We start from the raw sequence: 18,597 nt of genomic DNA, 5'->3' as shown, positions 1-18,597 counted from the left end.
GTCTGGAGCAGAGCATGACCACCGGCCCGACAGCAGCTCACCCGAACGAACCCGCCATACCGACGGACCGGTCGTACGGCGATCCCGTCGGCGACCTGGTGCGTGCCGCCGTGGCCGACCGTCCCCTGGAGGACGTCGTCCACCTGATCACCCTGCTGGAACAGTCGCCCGAGTACGCGCAGGCCACCGTCGCGGCCCTCCGTGCCGTCGGCGTGGACCGGTCCGTGGAGGACGTCACCCGGCTCGTCTCCCTGCTGACCCGGCCGCCGCGGGACGCGGACAGCGCCGACGAGGCGATCCGGGCCGCCGTCGAGTCCCGTCCCGTCGAGGATGTGACCCGTCTGGTGGCCCTGCTGAACCGGTCCGAACTGCGGCCCCATTGCGGGCAGGAGGCGGTGCGCGCGATAGCGACCGGCAGGCCCGTCGAGGAACTCGTCGAGCTCATCGGACGCCTGGCGACGGAAGAACCTCCGCAGCCGCTTTTCGAGGAGCACGAGTTGTACGACGAGGAGGGGCGGCCCGAACCGGAGGTGCCGGGGGCGGATCCCTATCCGGCCCCGCCGGCGCATCCGCCCGCGTCGACGCCGACCCGAAGGGCACCGGCCTGGCCGAGCGGGATCGCCGCCCTGGCCCTGCTGGTCTGCGGCGTCCTGTGCTTCCCCGCACACCGGGACGGGGCGTCCGTGCAGGTGTACGGGTTCGCGCTCGGGGTGTCGGTCCTGTGCGTCCTGCTCGCCCTGCTGACGGTCCGGCCCGTCGTTCCGGTCCTGGCTCTCGCGGTCGCCGTACCGGCGACGGTGGCCGCGGGCCAGTTGCTCGACGGACGGTTCCGCTCGGCCGGGCTCTCCCGGGCCCTGGAGCTGCCGTTGGCGCCGGCCTGGCTCCTGGGGACGGTGGCCGTGTGCGCGTCGCTGGCCGCACTGACCGCCCTCGTGGTGCAGCTCGCCTCGCCGCCGTCGCCGGAACGCGTCCTGGCGGAACGGCGGACGGCGGAGGCCCTCCGCAAGGCGGCCGACGCTCCGCTGGCCCCCTAGCCTAGGAGCCGCCCCGCTCCCGGAGCCCGCTCAGCACGCGGTCCGGTGTGAGGGGCAGCTCGCGCAGGCGCACGCCGGTCGCGTGGAAGACGGCGTTGCCGATCGCGGCCGCCGTCCCCACGATGCCGATCTCGCCGATGCCCTTGCTGCCCATGGGGTTGAGCCGGGTGTCGTCCTCGTCGATCCAGTGCGCCTCGATGTCGGGGACGTCGGCGTGCGCGGGCACGTGGTACGCGGCCAGGTCGGATTCGGCGAAGTCGCCGAACGCGGCGTCCATGGTGCTGCCCTCGGTGAGCGCCATGCCGAGCCCCATGGTCATGCCGCCGACGAACTGGGAGCGTGCGGTACGGGAGTTGAGGATGCGTCCGGCGGCATAGACCCCCAGCAGGCGGCGGACCCGGGTCTCGCCGGTGACCGTGTCGACGGCGACCTCCGCGAAGTGGGCGCCGAAGGCGTGCCGGGCGAAGGGGCTGTCGGCGTCGGCCTGGCCGGCCGTGTCGGCACGGACGTCGATTCCCTCCGCGGGCAGCGGCCCTTCGGCCAGGCGCTCCGCGAGCCGGACGCAGGCCTCGTGCACCGCCCAGCCCCAGGACGCGGTGCCCGACGAGCCGCCGGCCAGCGACGCGGCGGGCAGGTCGCTGCTGCCCACCTCGGTCCGCACCCGGTCCACGGGCACGCCGAGCGCGTCCGCGGCGATCTGCGTGAGGACGGTCCGGGCGCCCGTGCCGATGTCGGTGGCGTTGATCCGTATCAGGAAGGTCCCGTCGGGCAGCGCCCGTGCCGCCGCCGTGGACGGCTGCACCAGCACGGGATACATGGCGGCCGCCACCCCCGAGCCCACCAGCAGCGGGCCCTCGGCGCGGGAGCGCGGTCGCGGGTCCCGCCCGGCCCAGCCGAAGCGCCGGGCGCCCTCACGCAGACACTCGACCAGGTGCCTGCTGCTGAAGGGTTTGCCGCTGTCGGGCTCGGCGTCCGGCTCGTTGACGACCCTCAACTCCACCGGATCCATGCCGAGTTCGGTGGCCAGCTCGTCCATGGCCGACTCCAGCGCGTACATGCCGGGCGCCTCGCCCGGGGCCCGCATCCAGGACGGGCTGGGCACGTCGAGGGGCGCCACGCGGTGTGCCGTACGGGAGTCGGGGGCTGCGTACATCACGCGTGCGGGCACCGCGGCCTGCTCCACGAACTCCTTGACGCGCGAGGTGTGGGTGGTCACCTCGTGGATCAGGGAGGCGAGCCGCCCGTCGGGGTGGGCCCCGAGGCGCAGCCGGTGCAGGGTGGGGGCGCGGTGTCCCACGACGGCGGGCAGGAAGCGGCGCGGGAGTGCCAGGGTGACCGGCCGTCCGGTGTGCCGGGCCGCCATCGCGGCGAGCACCACGTCCGGACGGGGCGTGCCCTTGGACCCGAAACCGCCGCCCACGTGCTCGGCGTGGACGGTGACGTGATCCTCCGGGATGCCGAACAGGCCGGCCAGGACGGCGCGTACGGCCGTGGAGCCCTGGGTGGAGGTGTGCACCGTGAGCCGGCCGTCGTGCCACCGGGCGGTCGTCGCGTGCGGTTCCATCGGGTGGTTGTGCAGCGGGGGGACCCGGTAGTCGGCGTCGATCCGGACCGGGGCGGACGCGAACGCGCCCTCGGGGTCGCCGTGTTCCCGGGTCCCCGGGTAGCCGCCGTTGGCCTGCTCGGGCGCGTACGCGTCCGGGTGCGTGGCGGTCAGGGTGACGTCGTGGTCCTCCACGGCGTAGGTGACGTGGACGGCGGTGGCACCGGCGCGGGCGGCTTCCAGCGTCTCGCCCACCACCAGGGCGACGAACCAACCGCGGTGCGGGACACGGGAGTCGCGCAGCACGGCGAGCGTGGCGTCGTCCGGCTCGGACAGTTCCGGCGCGTTCTCGTGGGTGAGCACGGCCAGGACACCGGGCAGCTCCAGGGCGGCCGAGGTGTCGATGCCGGTGACCCGGCCCCGGGCGATCGAGGCGGGCACCGGCCAGGCGTGCGTACGGCCGGGACAGGGCTGTTCGGCTGCGTAGCGGGCGGTGCCGGTGACCTTCTCCCGCCCTTCGCGGCGCTCGACGGAAGCGCCCAGCGCGGTCGCGGAGGAAGGGGCGGTCGTGTCCCGGGTGGTGGCATCCATGGCGTCCTCCTCAGGTCCTGGCGGCCACGGTGAGCCGGGTCAGGACGTCCAGGGCGAGCGAGCGCGCCAGGGGCAGTTTGTAGGCGTTGTCCCGCAGCGGCTCGGCCGCGGAGAGCTCCAGGTCGACCGCGTGCTCGAACGCGGCCGTCGTGGGCGCGGCGCCCAGCAGCGCCTGCTCGGCCCGCCGGGCCCGCCACGGCCGGTGCGCCAGCGCGCCGAAGGCGATCCCGGCATGGTCGACCACCCCGTCCGTCACCCGCACCACGGCGGCCAGCGAGGCGAGGGCGAAGGCGTACGACGCCCGGTCCCTGGCCTTGCGGTAGGCGGACGGCAGCCCGGCCGGGGCCGCCGGCAGCAGCACTCCGGTGATGAGTTCGCCGGGAAGGAGCTCGGTGTCCCGCTCCGGATGTGCACCCGGCAGCCGGTGGAAGTCGGCCACGGGCAGGCTCCGGGCGCCCTCGGTGCCGTACACCTCGACGCGGGCGTCCAGTGCGGCGAGCGCGACCGCCATGTCGGAGGGGTGCGTGGCGATGCAGTGCGGGGAGTGTCCGAGCACGGCGTGGTCCCGGTGCACGCCCTCGCGTGCACCGCAACCGCTGCCCGGCGCCCGCTTGTTGCACGGTTTGGAGACGTCCTGGAAGTAGGGGCAGCGGGTGCGCTGGAGCAGGTTGCCGCCCGTGGTGGCCGCGTTGCGCAGCTGGCCCGAGGCGCCCGCGAGCAGGGCCTGGGAGAGGGCGGGGTAGCGGGTGCGGACGGCCGGATGGGCCGCCAGGTCGCTGTTGCGGACCGTCGCGCCGACGCGCAGCGAGCCGTCGGGGAGCTCCTCGACCTCGTCCAGGGGCAGCCGGCTGACGTCGACGAGCGCGTCCGGCCGCTCGACGCCGAGCTTCATCAGGTCGACCAGGTTGGTGCCGCCGCCGAGGTAGCGGGCGCCGGGCCGGGCGGCGAAGAGTTCCGCCGCGTGTTCGGGGCTGGTGGCCCGTACGTAGTCGAAGGTCTTCACCGGATCACGTCCTCGACCGCGTCGACGATGCGTGGGTAGGCGCCGCAGCGGCACAGGTTGCCGCTGAGCCGCTCGCGGATCTCGTCCCGATCGAGCTGCACGGGACGGCCGGGTTCGGGACCGCCGTGGCGCGTGTCGCCGGTGACGCGCGAGGGGTGGCCCGCCGCCGCCTCGTCGAGCATGCCGAGCGCCGAGCAGAGCTGGCCGGGGGTGCAGTAGCCGCACTGGAAGGCGTCGCGGTCCAGGAAGGCCTGCTGGAGGGGGTGCAGTTCGCCCCCGTCGCCGCCGAGGCCCTCGACGGTGCGGACCTCGCTGCCGTCCAGGGCGACCGCGAGCAGCAGGCAGCTGTTGACCCGGCGCCCGTCCACCAGGACCGTGCAGGCCCCGCACTGCCCGTGGTCGCAGCCCTTCCTCGCACCCCACAGGTCCAGGTCCTCGCGCAGCACGTCGAGCAGGACCCGCCGGTGGTCGACGAGGAGGGTGTGGGGTTTGCCGTTGACCGTGAGTGTCGTCTCCGAGCAGGTGGCGCTGTCGCTGTTCTCGCCGCTCATGATGACGGTGACCTTCCGGACGGGCCGAAGTGCTGTCCCCCTCGCGTATCCACAGTCGGCCCTCCGACACCTCCTGTCACCCGGGGAGGAGCCCCGCCTAGGCTGGCGCCATGAACGCCGACGTGCTGCGCGCCGCCTACGAGGCCTTCGCGGCCGTCGTACGCCCCCTCGGCGACGAGGAGTCCTGGCGGCCCACCGGCTGCGCGGGCTGGGCCGTGCGCGACCTGGTCTTCCACTGTGCCGGGGACGCCCAGCGGGCCCTGGTCGCCCTGCACACACCCGCGGCCGGACCACCCGACCGGGACGCGGTGACCTACTGGCGGGACTGGGCGCCGGATCCCGTCGGCGCGGCGAACGGCCGGCGCTGGAACCGGGTGAGCGCCAGCATGTTCCTCGACTTCCGCCAGCTGCGCGAGCTGTACCTGGAGACCACCGCGGCCACCGTGAACGCCGTCGCGGACACCGCGCCGGAGCTGCCCGTCCTCACTCAGGGACAGGTGCTGACGGCCGGGGACCTCATGCTCACCCTCGCCGTCGAGGCCACCGTCCACCACCTCGACCTCGTCGTCGACCTGCCTCAGGCCGCAGGACCGTCCGCGGCGGGCCTGGCCGCGGTGCGCGCCACCCTGGACGGGCTCCTGGGCCGGCCCGTCCCGCTCGACTGGAGCGACGAGCACTACGCCCGCGCGGCCACCGGACGCGCGACGCTCACGGAGGCCGAACGACTCGCTCTCGGGGCGGACGCGGACCGTTTCCCGCTCTTCAGCTGATCTGCCGGTCCGGGTCCTCGTCGCGGGCCGGAGGCCGCAGGGTGCCCTTCCAGCGCCCGAACGTCTTCGACAGCTGCTGCAACGGCGAGGTGGCCTCCGGATCCGTCCGGGGCTCCGGTGCCGGGGCGTTCTCGCGGTAGATCGCCAGCGCCTCGTTCGCCCGCTCGGCGGCCTCCCGGTACAGGTCCCGGGACTTCGTCATGGCCTCCAGCGCCTCGGCGTACATCGCCACCAGCGCGCGCTCGCGTTCGAGCTCCTCCTCCAGAGTCAGCAGCTGCCACTGCTCCCGCAGCGCGGTCACGGCCGCCTCGCCGCCCTGCGGCAGCGGCTTGGGCATCGCCGCGTAGCGCGTCACGGTCGCGATCAGTTCGGTGGGCTCCGAGCCGTCGAGGAACACGCTGCGTACGGAGAAGTCCTGGCCGTCGTAGCCGGGCGGCACCGGCGTCCCCGGCAGCACCACGGCACCGCCGCGCGGCACCTCCACGCCGAACTCCTTCACGGCCCAGTTCAGGACCCGCAGCTGGTGCGGCAGCGCCCGGTGCTCGACGATCCGGTGGCGCAGACCGGGCGGCATCATGTCCGCCAGCGGGCGGCGGCCGCGCTGGTCGGTGGTCATGGCCTCGTGGACGACGACATGCACCGCCCAACTGCCGCGCACAGCCTGCCGCAGCACCCGCCGTACGTCCTTGTCCTCCTCGGGCAGCACGCTCAGGTCCCTGAGCCGAAGCCCGGTGGCGGCGTCCCGGTCCCAGAAGACGTCCCCGCTGTCGGGCCAGAACATGGTCGCGGGCGACGGCCACCGCAGATCCCACGGCTGCTCCGCCTCGGCCGCCAGTACCCACTCCTGTCCGCCGCTCGACACGGGGGCGAGGGAGAGCCGGGCCCGGACGGTCACCTCGTCGGCGACCCGCCAGCGGGCCTCGAAGATCCGCTCCGGGGCGTCCCCGGTCTCGGGCGGTTCCTGGAAGTCGTCGAGGGTCGCGCTCTCCTTCAGTAGCTCCAGGTTCCGGCGCAGGACGTCGGCCGCGTCGGATCCGAGATGGCGGCCGTGGGCCAGCCAGACGGTGGAGGGTGCCGTGGGGTCTGCCGTGGGAGTGCTTGACATGGGTCCATCTGTGAGAAGGAGTGGTGCGTGCCAGGGCCAAGTATCGTCGTCGGCGGCCCGTGCGGACCAGGCGGGTCCGGCAGGCGGACTCGTACGACGTGGGGGCGTCCGCCGACACGGGACGCTACCGTGATCTGCCCCGCGCACACGGGGCGCACACGCTTCGCACCGAGTGGCCGCAGTTCACTCGTGCCCGGTTCGCCACCCGGCACGCCAAAATGACCTCTCGAACAGGGCCCGCCCACCATCCGCATTGGGGCGGGCCCTGTTCGTCCCTGCCCGCCTCCGTGATTCGGCTGGCTGAATATATCGGGAGCCGATATATTCGTGTTCATGGCACCCAGGAACATGACGCAGGCGGCGTTCTTCGTTCTGACCGCCCTCGCCGATCAGCCGCGGCACGGCTACGGCATCCTGCGCGAGGTCGAGGAACTCTCCGGGGGTGCCGTCCAGATGCGCGTCGGCACCCTCTACGGCGTACTGGACCGGCTCACCGCCGACGCGCTGATCGTGCTGGACCGCGAGGAGGTGCAGCAGGGCAGACTCCGGCGCTACTACCGCCTCACCGACGAGGGGACCGCGGCCCTGACCGCCGAGGCGGAGCGGCTGGCCGCCGGAGCGAGCGCCGCGAAGAAGCGGATCGCCGAAGGGCGCCGTACCCCCGCGAGTGCACCTGGAACGACCGACAAGCCCGCCACGCGGCCCGGATTCGCCGGAGGTCTGGCATGACGACGCTGCTCGAATCCCGTTACCGCGCCGTGCTGCGCCTGCTGCCCGCCTACTACCGGCGCGAGCGCGAGGAGGAGATGGTCGAGACCTACCTCTGGGACGTCGACCAGGAGACCCAGGAGCAGAGCCGGCCCACCCTCGGCGAGGTGGCGAGCATCGTCGCGCTGGCCGTGCGCAGCAGGCTCGGCGCGGGCGGCGCGCCCCGCCGGTACGCCGTGCTCGGCTCGGCCGTCCGCCTCTTCGCCCTGTTCGCCGTCCTGCTCCAGGCGGCGTCCGCCGTCGTCGACCGGGCCCTGGGACTGACCTGGGCATCCACCCGTGGCGGAAGCCAGTGGGCCCTGTTCACGGACGGTTTCACCGGCCACGGAGCGTGGGCCGGCGCAGGCGCGGTCGCCCAGTGGTTCTTCCCGCTGCTGTGGACGGTCGCCTACTTCGCCCTGCTGCGCGACCACCGCCGCCTCGCCCAGGTGTCGGCGCTCGTCGCGGCCCTGCCCACGCTCTGGCCGCTGGTGGATCTCTGGGCCCGCGACTTCGCCCCCTCGGACTCCGCCTACGTCGTCGCGGCCGCCGTGCTGGCCTGGGCTTCCGCGCTGGCGCTCTGCGCGGCCCACCACCGCGACGCGCCTGCGGCGGCTCTGCCCGCGGGCGCGCCCGGTCTGGTCTTCGCCGCCTGCTGTGTGCTGATGGGCGGCTCCGTCGTGGCGCTGCCCGGCGGGGTCGACACCGTCTGGGCGCTCGTGACGTGCTACCTCGTGACGGCCCTCGCCTGGCTGCTGTACCGCGCCCGCGGCGGGAACCGCGTCCCCGCCGCGGAGGCCGCCGCCCTCGCGGCGCTGGGTCTGCTCCTGCTGGCGGTCCGGATCACCGCGGTCTACCCGTGGCTCGACCTCCTGCCCGGGGCGCTGCGGGTGGGCGTCCTGACCCAGGCGGCGGCCCTGGTCGCACTGACCGCCGTGCTGGCCGTCGTGAGCGGACGTGACCTGCTCAGCCGTGGTACGTGATGTACCCGTTGCCGTCCCGGTCGTTGGCGCTCGCGGTGTACGCGTGGGTGTCGGCGTGCGCGCCCGACGGCTTGTAGAGGTAGATCGTGTCCTTGTCGTTGTTCCAGATGAAGTTGCAGTTGTTGCGGTACACGACGTTGTGCGCGTCGGAGTCGGTGCCCCGGCCGCCGCGCAGCTTCACGTAGTCGCCGGGCTGGAGCGTGTGGTTCTTCGTGAACGTGAACTTGTTGCCGGTGGCGTCCTTGACGACGTATCCCTTGAGGTTCACGGTCGCGCTCGACGAGTAGTTCTTGATCGTCAGGTACTCCTCGTCGGTGTTGCCGGTGGCGCAGCTGTTGGAGTCCCGGCCCGGGGCGTCGTACTGGACGCCCTTGATCTTCAGCGCCGACGAGTACTCGGCGGCGTGGGCCGGGATCGTGGCCAGCACGGTCAGCGCGCCCGCGGCCGCGACGGCGGCTATGTGTCCTTTGTGCATGGAAAAGCCCCCCTGTGAAGAACTGGTGAAGACGACCTGGAGCGTATACAAACGCGGGGCGCCAGGGGGGCTTTTCGGTTGAATCAGTAACCGACTCGGAATGTGGCGTCCTGCTTCTCGGCGGTGGTGGAGACCGGGTCGATGCGCAGCCCGTAGTCGGAGTGCCGGATGTAGCGGGTGGGGTTGTTGTACGAGCGGAAGGAGGCCCAGCTCGCGTCCGCGAGGCCCGTCGTACGGTAGAAGGTCGCGTCCCCGGCGAAGGTCGACGTGCCGTCGTTGGTGTCGAGCCGGAGCTGGTAGTTGTAGTGCCGCAGATAGCGGTCGGGGTAGTTGACCGACCGGAAGGACACGCCGGAGCTGTCGGCGAGACCCGGCACGAGGGTCCACAGGGAGTCCTTGTACGGCTCGATCGGGTACTCGTCGATGCGGCCCACGTAGTTGGAGTGGCGGACGTAACGGGCCGGGTAGTTGTAGGACTTGAGCCGGTTCCAGGCCGGCGCGCCCCACTTCGCGAGCAGGTTGTTGTACTCGGCCGTGGTGATCGTGGCGATGCCGCAGTGCTTGGAGTTGACCGGCTGGGTGTAGGTCTTCTGGTCCAGGGCGGTCCAGGTGCCGGTGGCGGGGCTGCTCGACTGCCAGGCGTAGAAGACGCCGTTGGGGGTGTAGGTGTCTCCCCACAGCCACCAGGTGCCGGAGGTGAGGGACTTGACCACGGTGGGGGCCTCGGTGCCGCCGTGGGCCACGCCCGCGCTGTACTCGGTGAAGCTGCCCGGGTTCAGGGTGGTGGACCTGGCGCTCACCAGCGTCTGGTTCTTCTTGAAGAAGAGGTAGTTGTAGCCGTTCACGCCCACGGCCATGTCGCCGTCGATGACGTCGTAGCCGGGGTCGAAGAAGACCTGCGGGGCCGAGGCGGTGACGAAGTCGCTGGTGTAGTTGACCATGATGACGTTGTGGCCGCTGGAGTTGACCGCGGAGTAGATGACCGCGTACTGACCCCGGCCCGCGTCCCAGAATGCCTCGGGCGCCCAGCTGTGGGTCGTCATGTCGTGCAGCTTCAGGCGCCGGTAGCCGGTGAAGGTGCGCAGGTCGGTGGAGTCCCAGACGTGGATGTACTGGCTGTTGTAGTTCCAGTCGGTGCCCTTGAGGTCGGTGGCGAGCACGACGAAGGTGCCGTCCTGCTTGCGCATCAGGAACGGGTCGCGCAGGCCGAGGGCGCCGGCGGTGGGGGTGACCAGGGGGTTGTTCTGGTTGAGCGGGGTCCAGTTGAGGCCGTCGGGGCTCACGGCCAGGTGGAGACCGTAGTCGGTGCCGTCGCCGAGGTTGGTCGACTCGGTGAAGTAGACCATCGCGTACGCCGAGTCGGCGGCCTGCGCGGTGCCCGCGCCGAGCGCCAGGGCGAGCGGCACGGCGGCCGTCATGCCCAGGAGGCCGCGGCGGGACAGGTGGGGGTTTGCGCTCATCTTGCTCTCCAAGGTGGCGTGCGGGGGCACCTCAATGACCGGTATTTCGAACGAGGTTCGGTAAATCGATCAGAAAGTAGGGCCTGGCCGTGAGCGCGTCAATCGTCCTGTCACTCTTTTGTGATTCCTGTGCACCCGGGGCGCGGGGGAGCGCCCCGGGGCGGGTGGGTCAGCGCTGGGTGTAGATGAAGCCGATCTTGTCGACGGCGTCTCCCGAGCGTCCGTGGAATCCGGCGATCTGCCAGCCGGAGGGGGCGGTGCGGGTCACGCAGTCGGCGGTGGTGGTGCCGCCGGACAGGGTGCGGCCGAGGCTGGTCGTGAACTTGGCGTAGAAGATCCGCGTGTGGCCGCTGTAGTCGCCCTGGCAGAGCTGGGCCGCGGTCACGTACTCCCCGCTGCCCAGGGTCAGGGAGGACGCGGTGCCGCCGGTCCCGCCGTGGGCGAGTGTGGTGCCGTTCGCCAGGGTGAGGCTCATCTGGTCGACCCGGGAGCCGCTGCGCAGTCCGATGCTGGTGGCGCGGGCGCCGGCGGGGACGCCGGTGATGTCGTTGTAGTAGTCGCCGTGCGGGCCGCCGAACTGGTCGCTGAGCTGGTAGGCGGCGTTGCGCGACCACGTGAACCCGACGGTGATCGGGTCGTGGTCGGAGAGCATCAGGTTGTCGCTGGTGAGGAACTTGGCGTGCTCGTTGTTGTACGAGGTGGCGTTCAGCGAGACCAGCTTGCTGCTGCGGTAGAGGACCTTGTCGACGACTTCGCAGGTGTTCGGGACGGTGGTCCCTGTCTGGTCGCAGACCAGGGCGTCGCTGCCCTTGGCGGGCGGGGTGCCGCCGCGGATCAGCTGGACCCAGGGGTCGGTCAGGCCGTTGGCGGCGGCGAACTCGGCGATGGTGTCGCCGGAGCGGGTGTAGCGGGTGTTGGTGTCGCCCATGACCACGACGGCGTTGCCGGCGGAGTGGGTCTTGATGAACGCGCTGAGCTGGTTGAGGTTGTCCGCGCGGGAGGCGAGGTCCCCGTCGTTGGTGCCCGCGTTGGTGTGCAGGTTGTAGAAGTCGACGTACACGCCCTCGGCGAGCCGCTCGCGTATGAAGGTGAAGCCCTTGGGGGTCAGGCAGTCACCCGAGTCCACCTGGCACGAGTTCCAGCGCACCCGCTCGAAGTCGTCGGCGTCGTAGGGGAGTTTGGACAGTGTGTTCAGGCCGCTGCCTATCCCGGCGCCACCGCTGGTGGGGGTGCGGTAGGCGTGGTTCGTGTCGGCCGCGTAGAGATAGGCGTGGTAGTTGAAGTCCTCCTCGACATGGACGATGTCGTACGGCGCGATCCGCTGGCCGATCGCCGTGGTGCTCGATTCGCGGGGCGTCGACGCGCTGGAGATGGCCGAGGGCAGGCCGGCCACGTTGTAGCTGAGGACGCTGAAGGTGCCCGAGTCGGCCGCCGTGGCGGAGGGGGCGGCCGCAGTGAGTCCGCCGAGGACAGCGGTGGTCGCCGCCAGAGCGGCGAGGAGTCTGCGCATGGGGAGTGTCTCCTGGGGGGTGGCGCGGGTGGAGGGGCGGGGCGAGACAGAAGTTACCGCTGGTTACCCCTCGTTGTCGCGGTCTTGTAGGGCACCGGGCCGTCAAGTGCTCTGCGTCTGACGGGCCGTTGGGGCCGCGCGCCCGCCCCCGTTCATCTCTCCGTCACGCACGGTGGCTGAATCTCGGCCCTGTGGGTGCCGGGGTTTCCGAGGGACACGAGTTGTGGAATTTCTGCGTGGCATATCTGTCTACGATATGAAGGTCGTAGGGAGAGGGAACGCGCGTGAGTGAACCACCAGTCCTCGTCTGCCCGGAGTGCGGGGCGCCCAGGGCGGCGGACGGCACTCCCGCCTGCGCCTGCGCGCACCGGGCCTCCGAGGCCCACCGCGAGTCCCGTACGGCAGAGGCGGCCGCGGCGGAGGACTTCGACCCGGTGCGCATCCGGCCCTTCGTGGAGGTCGGCGAGGAACCGGCCGACCCGGCCGGAGAGTCGGAACTGCCGCACGTCACAGGGGACTTGGCCGACGTCACCTTGGTCGGGACGGACGCGGGACAGGAGCCTGTCGAGCCGCCGGCCGTGGTGTTCCCGGCAGGCAGCGCCCCGGACCGTCGGCGGCGGACGGTGCTCCTCGCCGGGACGGGAGCGGCCGTCGCCGCCCTCGTCACGGGCGGATTCGTCGGCGGACTCTTCACCTACGACCCACCTTCACGGGACGGTTCCGTGACCGGCGGCGTACGCGCGGGTGTGCCGGAGGCGCCGCCGTCGTCGAGCGGCCCGTCCGTGACCGCTTCTTCTCCTACGGCGTCCTCGACGCAGTCGTCCGCATCGCCTTCCTCCTCATCGAGCGTGCAGTCCAGTGACAGTGCGTCACCTACGGGCGCCGCCACCCCGACCGGGGCCCCGTCCAGTGCCGCCGCCACCGCCACGGTGGCCCCCGGCCCGACCGTGTCGAGCGGCCTGCCTCCCGTGCTGAGCCTCGGCGACAAGGGGCCCGAGGTCGTCGAACTCCAGCTCCGGCTCCGGCAGGTCGGCCTCTACGACGGGGAAGCCGACGGCGACTTCGACCAGCAGGTCCAAAGTGCCGTGCGCACCTACCAGGTCACCCGCTTCGTCCTTCAGGACGATTCCGGCGTCTACGGCAGGGCGACGCGCGCTTCGCTGGAGTCCGAGACCTCGGAGCCGTGACGGCCGCGAGCTACGTCCGGTGTCCGTCGCCAGGGTGTGCCCGGTCGTAGGAGCGGGGGTAGGCGGTCGGGGAGTAGGGGAGATAGCGGGCCGGTGAGGCCGGGTCGGCTGCGGTGGCACGGGAGTTGAGCGCGGCGGGGTCACTGCCGAGCCAGCGGCCGCTCCTGATGCGGTCCTCCAGCGTGTGCAGGGCGGCGATCTGCTCGCCGGGGCTGAAGGTGCAGTGGCCCGCGTTGTCGACAAAGCGCTGCCGCAGCAGCGGAGCCGAGCCCGCGGTCGTGGCGGCCCGGCGGTAGGCGCTCTCGGACTGCACCGGGATCAGCGCGTCGCCGGTGGTGTGGATGTTCAGTTGGGGCTTGGTGAGGCGCCCGGTGAAGGAGCTCGTACGGCTCATCCAGTCCACGGCGTTCGTGTCGGCTCGGGAGCGCGGGGCCCTGTCGAGGGCGCGGAGATCGGACTTCAGGGAGAGGCCGGCCTTGGCGTACAGCTCCTTGACCTCTTTGAGGTAGGGGGAGTTGCGGAGCATGGCGTGGTAGTCGACCCCGGTGTTCCACGACATGGTGCCGCCGGCCCGCGACTCGGCCTCCTGGCGCCAGACGAACGCGGGGAACTTCACCAGCCCGACGACGGCCTGGTACTGGTTCGACTGCTGGGCGTCCCGGTCGGTGGACGCGGGCCGGGGCTGGGAAGGGTCGTTCCAGCCGGGGATGTTGTGCAGGGCCGCGGCGAGCGCGATCCGGGCCCGTCCCCCGGCGGTCTCCTGTGCCTCGGCGAGGACGGCCGTCATGGCGTCGGAGGCCTGGGTCGCGGCGGCCGGGCTCGGCAGCCCGGTCAGCCGGATGCCGGATCCGGGCGCGAGGAGCGTCTTCAGCGCGAACACCGGGTCCAGCGTGCTGTTCCAGTTGGCGACACCGCCCTGGACCAGCCCGCACATCGACAGTGAGCCCGCGAGGCGGGACGCGTGGCGTTCCGCGAGGGCGGTCGTGACGAGGCCGCCGTAGGACGTGCCCCAGGCGATGGTCCGGCCGGCGCTGCCGAAGCGGGCGGTGAAGGTGTCGAGGGTGGCGAGCTGGTCCGGCACGGCCTCGGTGACGGCCCAGCCGGTGGTGGCGTACGAGGACCCGATGAGCGCGTAACCCTCCTTCAGGAGAAGGGACTTCGTGGTGTCGTCGGGCGCGTTGCGGGCCGGGTTGGGGACGCCGGGCGGTGTGTAGCCGTGGCTGTAGAGGAGGACCGTGCCGTTCCAGCCGGCCGGTACGTCCATGAGGTAGGTCGCGCCGGACGGCAGCCGGCCCTCGACATGGACGCCCTCGGCGGCGTGGGCGGCCGGTGCGAGGGGGGCGGCGAGCAGCAGAGCCGCGGCGGTGACGAGCGTACGGGTGCGGATGCGGTGCATCACGAGACGTGGGCTCCTTGGGCAGTCCGTTTTTCCTGCGGTCGGGGGGACTGACACCGGCGAAAGTAGGCGTGTACATTGCGGGCGTCAATGATGTGCACAACATCAGTGGACGGGTCGTGAGGTGTTCTGTCACCTCGTCAGGAGGGCCCCATGCGAAGGCGCGTGCTCGGACTTGCTGTTGCGGTGGTGACCCTGGCGGGCGCCGCCGGATGTGGGTCGTCGGACTCCGGGGGCGGCACGTCGTCCGCGAGCGGAGGAAAGAAGACACAGGTCACGGTCGGTGTCATCCCGATCGTCGACGTGGCGCCGCTCTATCTGGGGCAGAAGCAGGGCTTCTTCGCCCGTCGGGGGATCGAGCTGAGGATGGTGACCGCGCAGGGCGGTGCGGCCATCATCCCCGGAGTGGTGAGCGGTCAGTTCCAGTTCGGCTTCAGCAACACCACGTCCCTGATGCTCGCGCAGACCAAGGGCGTTCCGGTGAAGTCCGTGGTCAACGGGGCGGCTTCCAACGGGAAGGTGGGGGCCGACGTCACCGGTGTCCTGGTGAAGAAGGACAGCCCGGTGAAGTCGGCGAAGCACCTGGCCGGACGCTCGGTCGCGGTGAACACCCTCCAGAACATCGGGGACACCACGGTTCGCGAGTCGGTGCGCGAGGACGGCGGCGATCCGGCGAAGGTGAAGTTCGTCGAGATTCCCTTCGACCAGATGCCGGCCGCGCTGGACGGCGGTCGCGTGGACGCCGCGTGGATGGGCGAGCCGGCCCAGACGGTCGCCAAGGCGCAGGGCGCCCGGGTCATCGCCTCGCCCTTCGCCGAGACCGACCCGAAGCTCACCGTCGCGACCTGGTTCACCTCGACGAAGATCGCACAGCAGAACCCGGAGCTGGTGAAGAAGTTCACCGAGGCCATGACGGAGTCGCTGGAGTACGCCACCGGCCACCCGGACGAGGCACGGCAGATCCTCACCGCCTACACCAAGATCAGCGGCGATGTGCTGGCCAAGCTCATCCTCCCGAGCTGGCCGCCCCAGGTCGATGTGGCCTCGCTGGAGAAGCTGGCCGCCCTCGGTGAGGAGGACGGCATCTTCGGCGGCAAGAAGCCGGACATCCAGGCGCTGTTCTCCTGAGGGGGCCGGGTTGAGGGGCCGGGGCCAGGCCTTGGGGCGCCGGCCGATGAGCCGCGGGGCGGGCGGGCTCGGAGCCGCCGAGGAGTTCGCTGGGGCGCACCGCGAGGCCGTGGCAGTCGGTGTGGCTGAGGCCGGCCGTCACAAGAGCCCATCACGGGGGGTGACCGGCCCGGCTCAGCAGGGGCCTCCGACTCGCATGACGAACGCCGTCAGGTCAGGTCGGGGCCGCGCCGCACGGAGTTCTCCAGGCGGCGGCGCACCGCGGACGCGGCCCGGCAGCTGTGCGCCCCGGCCGCCAACCGGTTCCGGCGCACCGGGAAGCCACCGAGCCTCTCGGCCGCGAGCTGCTCCGGAGGGCGTCGCGCTCTCGCCCTCAGTAGCCCTTCTCCACCTGCCGCTCGGCCCAGAGGTTTCCGCCCCATTCCAGGAGCCGGGCGAGATCCTCGTCGGAGGGGCGGGAGGCGGCCGAGGAGCTGGGCGTGCCCCGGGAGATGTTGCCGCTGACGGTGGTGTTGTGTTCCACGCGAGGGCGGCGGAGCGTCTCGTAGAGCGCGAGCGCGCTGTCCGGGTCCGGTGCGTCCCGCAGGGACTTGGCGAGGACGACCGCGTCCGCCAGGGCCATCGAGGCGCCCTGGCCGGTCGCGGGGGAGGCCGCGTGGGCGGCGTCGCCGATGAGCAGGGTCCGTCCGGAGCGCCACGGGGTGCCGGTGGGGATCTCGGTGGCGTTGGTGACCAGGAGCTCGTCGCCGGTGGCCGCGACGAGGTCCGCGGCCGGTGTGGTGTCCTTGCGCAGCAGCGGCAGCAGCAGTTCGCGCCAGTCGGCGGGCGTGCCCTGCGCCAACTCCTCGGCGGGCAGCGGATCGCCGGTGACCCGGGCGAACCAGTACGCCTCCCCGTCGGGCGACACCGCGTAGCCGAACGCGGCCCCGCTGCCGCGGACCATGGTGATGCACGCGTCCGTGCCGGGCGGAGACGCGGAGCGCGTGTAGCCGTAGAAGACGTACTGGCCGGCGTAGCACGGCTGCGTGCCCGGGGAGACCGACCGTCGTACGGCGGAGTTGAGGCCGTCGGCGCCGATCAGCAGGTCGCCGGTCGCGGTGGTGCCGTCGGTGAAGCGCGCGGTGACCCCGTCGGGGCCGTCCTCGACGGAGGCGAGGCGGGCGCCGTGCCGGACGGGGACGCCCCGGCGGCGGGCCTCCGCCTGGAGCGCGGTGTTGAGGTCGCCGCGGCGCAGGCACCGGTACTGCAGGAGCGGGTCGGAGACCTCGCCCATGGGGGCGTGTGCCTGCTCGGTGCCCGTGTCGTCGAGGACCCGCAGCGAGGTCAGCGGGAAGCCGATCGCGGTGACCGCCGCGGAGGCGTCCAACTGGGCCAGGGCACGCATACCGTTGCTCGCCAGGGTGAGGAACGCGCCGATGTCCTCGGCCGAGTCGGGATGGGCCTCGTGCACGACGGCCTCTAAACCCGCCTTGTGCAGCGCCAGAGCCGTCGCCGTACCGGCGATTCCGCCGCCGATGACCAGTACGCGTGCCACACCCACCCCGTTCGTCCCGCGTCGGCCCGCACGGTCGTACGGACACGAAGGGAACGACGGGACGGCGACGGGGGTTCCGTGCACAGCGCGACGCCGGCCGTACCGCCCCTGCGGGGCTTCGGTGCGACCGGCGTCACGTGCGGATCAGGCGGATCAGGCGCCGCTCTCGCGCAGCATGTCCTCGCGCTCGACGAGCTTCACCCGCTCGCGGCCCTGCGGCTCGCCCAGCGCCTTCTCGGCGGCGTCCAGCTTGTACCAGCCCTCCCAGGTGGTGAAGCGGACGTTCCGCTCGGCGAGGAACGCGTCCACGGCCTCCGGCTCGGGCGAACCCGGGGTCTGGAGGCGGTCGTTCGCGAAGTCGTCCAGGAGGTTCGACACCGTCTCGTTGGCGTCGCCCTTGGTGTGGCCGATCAGACCCACCGGGCCGCGCCGGATCCAGCCGGTGACGTAGGTCGACTGTAGGTGCTCGCCGTTCTCCTGCATGACCCGGCCGCCCTGGTCGGGGACCGTGCCCGAGTCGATGTCCCAGGGCAGCTTGGGCAGCTTGTCGGAGAGGTAGCCGACCGCGCGGTAGACCGCGGTGACGTCCCAGTCCTTGAACTCGCCGGTGCCCTTGACGTTGCCGGTGCCGTCCAGGGCGGTGCGCTCGGTGCGCAGGCCGACGACCTTGCCGTCCTCGCCGAGGATCTCGGTGGGCGACTCGAAGAAGTGCAGGAACAGCTTGTGCGGGCGGTCGCCGACATCGCGGATCGCCCAGTTCTCCAGGGTCTTGGCGACCATGTCGGACTGCTTGTTGCCGCGCCGGGTCTCGATCGAGCCCTCGTCGTAGTCGATGTCCTCGGGGTCGACGATGACCTCGATGTTGGGGGAGTGGTCCAGCTCGCGCAGCTCCATCGGGGAGAACTTCGCCTGCGCCGGACCGCGGCGGCCGAAGACGTGGACCTCCAGCGCCTTGTTGGCCTTGAGGCCCTCGTGGACGTTCGGCGGGATCTCCGTCGGCAGGAGTTCGTCGGCCGTCTTGGCCAGGATGCGGGCCACGTCGAGGGCGACGTTGCCGACACCGAGCACGGCGACCTTCTCGGCCTCCAGGGGCCAGGTGCGCGGGACGTCCGGGTGGCCGTCGTACCAGGAGACGAAGTCGGCGGCGCCGTAGGAGCCGTCGAGCTCGATGCCCGGTATGCGCAGCTCGCGGTCGGCCGTCGCGCCCGTGGAGAAGATCACGGCGTCGTAGAACGCGCGCAGGTCGTCCAGGCTGATGTCGGTCGGGTAGTCGACGTTGCCGAACAGGCGGATCTGCGGCTTGTCGAGCACCTGGTGCAGGGCCGTGATGATGCCCTTGATCCGAGGGTGGTCCGGAGCCACGCCGTAACGGATCAGTCCGAACGGGGCCGGCATCCGCTCGAAGAGGTCGATGGACACACCGGGTTCGGCGGCCGCATCGGACTTGAGCAGCGCGTCGGCGGCGTAGATCCCGGCGGGGCCGGCTCCGACGATGGCTACCCGCAGGGGGCGGGGCATGATCAGGTTCCCTTCGAGCGGTGGCAGATCAACTCGGGGGAAGCCTAAGCTAAGGCAAGCCT

Annotated in this window: 16 protein-coding genes; 6 read left to right on the top strand and 10 right to left on the bottom strand. The window is 71.9% G+C overall.

The window, feature by feature from the left end; all coding sequences use genetic code 11:
• Window positions 1-14: 14 nt before the first annotated feature.
• The gene (locus D1369_RS02500; RefSeq protein WP_118082218.1) at window positions 15-1,034 is read left to right on the top strand and encodes a hypothetical protein; all 1,020 of its coding nucleotides are present in this window, start codon (window positions 15-17) and stop codon (window positions 1,032-1,034) included.
• A 1-nt stretch (window position 1,035) separates the two neighbouring features.
• Here the strand turns inward: D1369_RS02500 and D1369_RS02495 are convergent, their stop codons facing one another.
• The 3 genes from D1369_RS02495 to D1369_RS02485 are packed head-to-tail and all read right to left on the bottom strand — an operon-like array spanning window position 1,036 to window position 4,722.
• Window positions 1,036-3,168, bottom strand: coding sequence for a xanthine dehydrogenase family protein molybdopterin-binding subunit (locus D1369_RS02495; RefSeq protein ID WP_118082217.1), 2,133 nt, complete (start codon window positions 3,166-3,168; stop codon window positions 1,036-1,038).
• A gap of 10 nt (window positions 3,169-3,178) precedes the next feature.
• Window positions 3,179-4,171, bottom strand: coding sequence for a xanthine dehydrogenase family protein subunit M (locus D1369_RS02490; protein ID WP_118082216.1), 993 nt, complete (start codon window positions 4,169-4,171; stop codon window positions 3,179-3,181).
• Window positions 4,168-4,722, bottom strand: a complete 555-nt coding sequence (locus D1369_RS02485; RefSeq protein WP_007386725.1) for a 2Fe-2S iron-sulfur cluster-binding protein — start codon at window positions 4,720-4,722, stop codon at window positions 4,168-4,170. Before D1369_RS02485 ends, D1369_RS02490 begins: the two co-directional genes overlap by 4 nt.
• Window positions 4,723-4,832: 110 nt before the next feature.
• Here D1369_RS02485 and D1369_RS02480 point away from each other — a divergent pair, with 110 nt between their 5' ends.
• A complete protein-coding gene (locus D1369_RS02480; RefSeq protein WP_007386726.1) occupies window positions 4,833-5,492 on the top strand; it encodes a maleylpyruvate isomerase N-terminal domain-containing protein in 660 nt (219 codons plus the stop codon).
• Here the strand turns inward: D1369_RS02480 and D1369_RS02475 are convergent.
• Window positions 5,485-6,597: a hypothetical protein gene (locus tag D1369_RS02475; protein ID WP_050789810.1), complete on the bottom strand. Its 1,113-nt coding sequence runs from the start codon at window positions 6,595-6,597 to the stop codon at window positions 5,485-5,487. The genes D1369_RS02480 and D1369_RS02475 overlap by 8 nt on opposite strands.
• Window positions 6,598-6,945: 348 nt before the next feature.
• Here D1369_RS02475 and D1369_RS02470 point away from each other — a divergent pair, with 348 nt between their 5' ends.
• A complete protein-coding gene (locus D1369_RS02470) occupies window positions 6,946-7,326 on the top strand; it encodes a PadR family transcriptional regulator (protein WP_007386728.1) in 381 nt (126 codons plus the stop codon).
• Window positions 7,323-8,327 (top strand): hypothetical protein, encoded by a 1,005-nt coding sequence (locus D1369_RS02465; protein WP_007386729.1) that lies wholly within the window; start codon window positions 7,323-7,325, stop codon window positions 8,325-8,327. The genes D1369_RS02470 and D1369_RS02465 overlap by 4 nt, the downstream gene beginning before the upstream one ends.
• Here D1369_RS02465 and D1369_RS02460 read toward each other — a convergent pair.
• From D1369_RS02460 to D1369_RS02450, 3 genes are all read right to left on the bottom strand, one after another.
• A complete protein-coding gene (locus D1369_RS02460; protein WP_007386730.1) occupies window positions 8,311-8,802 on the bottom strand; it encodes a lamin tail domain-containing protein in 492 nt (163 codons plus the stop codon). The genes D1369_RS02465 and D1369_RS02460 overlap by 17 nt on opposite strands.
• Window positions 8,803-8,885: 83 nt before the next feature.
• Window positions 8,886-10,262 carry a glycoside hydrolase family 43 protein gene (locus D1369_RS02455; RefSeq protein WP_037902408.1) on the bottom strand — a complete coding sequence of 459 codons (1,377 nt, stop codon included), beginning with the start codon at window positions 10,260-10,262 and terminating at the stop codon, window positions 8,886-8,888.
• 169 nt (window positions 10,263-10,431) lie between these two features.
• Window positions 10,432-11,772 (bottom strand): jacalin-like lectin, encoded by a 1,341-nt coding sequence (locus D1369_RS02450; RefSeq protein WP_037902411.1) that lies wholly within the window; start codon window positions 11,770-11,772, stop codon window positions 10,432-10,434.
• 284 nt (window positions 11,773-12,056) lie between these two features.
• Between D1369_RS02450 and D1369_RS02445 the strand changes: the two genes are divergently transcribed.
• Window positions 12,057-12,959, top strand: a complete 903-nt coding sequence (locus D1369_RS02445; RefSeq protein WP_007386733.1) for a peptidoglycan-binding domain-containing protein — start codon at window positions 12,057-12,059, stop codon at window positions 12,957-12,959.
• A 10-nt stretch (window positions 12,960-12,969) separates the two neighbouring features.
• Here D1369_RS02445 and D1369_RS02440 read toward each other — a convergent pair whose 3' ends face one another.
• Window positions 12,970-14,355, bottom strand: coding sequence for a hypothetical protein (locus D1369_RS02440; protein WP_007386734.1), 1,386 nt, complete (start codon window positions 14,353-14,355; stop codon window positions 12,970-12,972).
• Window positions 14,356-14,508: 153 nt separating this feature from the next.
• Here D1369_RS02440 and D1369_RS02435 point away from each other — a divergent pair, with 153 nt between their 5' ends.
• Entirely contained in the window at window positions 14,509-15,483 is a 975-nt protein-coding gene (locus D1369_RS02435) for an ABC transporter substrate-binding protein (protein ID WP_007386735.1), read from the top strand.
• A gap of 373 nt (window positions 15,484-15,856) precedes the next feature.
• Here the strand turns inward: D1369_RS02435 and D1369_RS02430 are convergent, their stop codons facing one another.
• Together D1369_RS02430 and D1369_RS02425 are read right to left on the bottom strand one after the other, a co-directional pair.
• Entirely contained in the window at window positions 15,857-17,017 is a 1,161-nt protein-coding gene (locus tag D1369_RS02430) for an NAD(P)/FAD-dependent oxidoreductase (protein WP_037904013.1), read from the bottom strand.
• A 153-nt stretch (window positions 17,018-17,170) separates the two neighbouring features.
• Entirely contained in the window at window positions 17,171-18,535 is a 1,365-nt protein-coding gene (locus tag D1369_RS02425; protein WP_007386737.1) for an FAD-dependent oxidoreductase, read from the bottom strand.
• Window positions 18,536-18,597 lie beyond the last annotated feature (62 nt).

Origin of the sequence: Streptomyces sp. CC0208 (genome assembly GCF_003443735.1) — a bacterium.
GTDB classification, from domain to species: Bacteria; Actinomycetota; Actinomycetes; order Streptomycetales; family Streptomycetaceae; genus Streptomyces; species Streptomyces sviceus.
The sequence above is the reverse complement of the archived record's forward strand: the minus strand, read 5'-3'. Positions and strand labels throughout refer to the sequence as shown.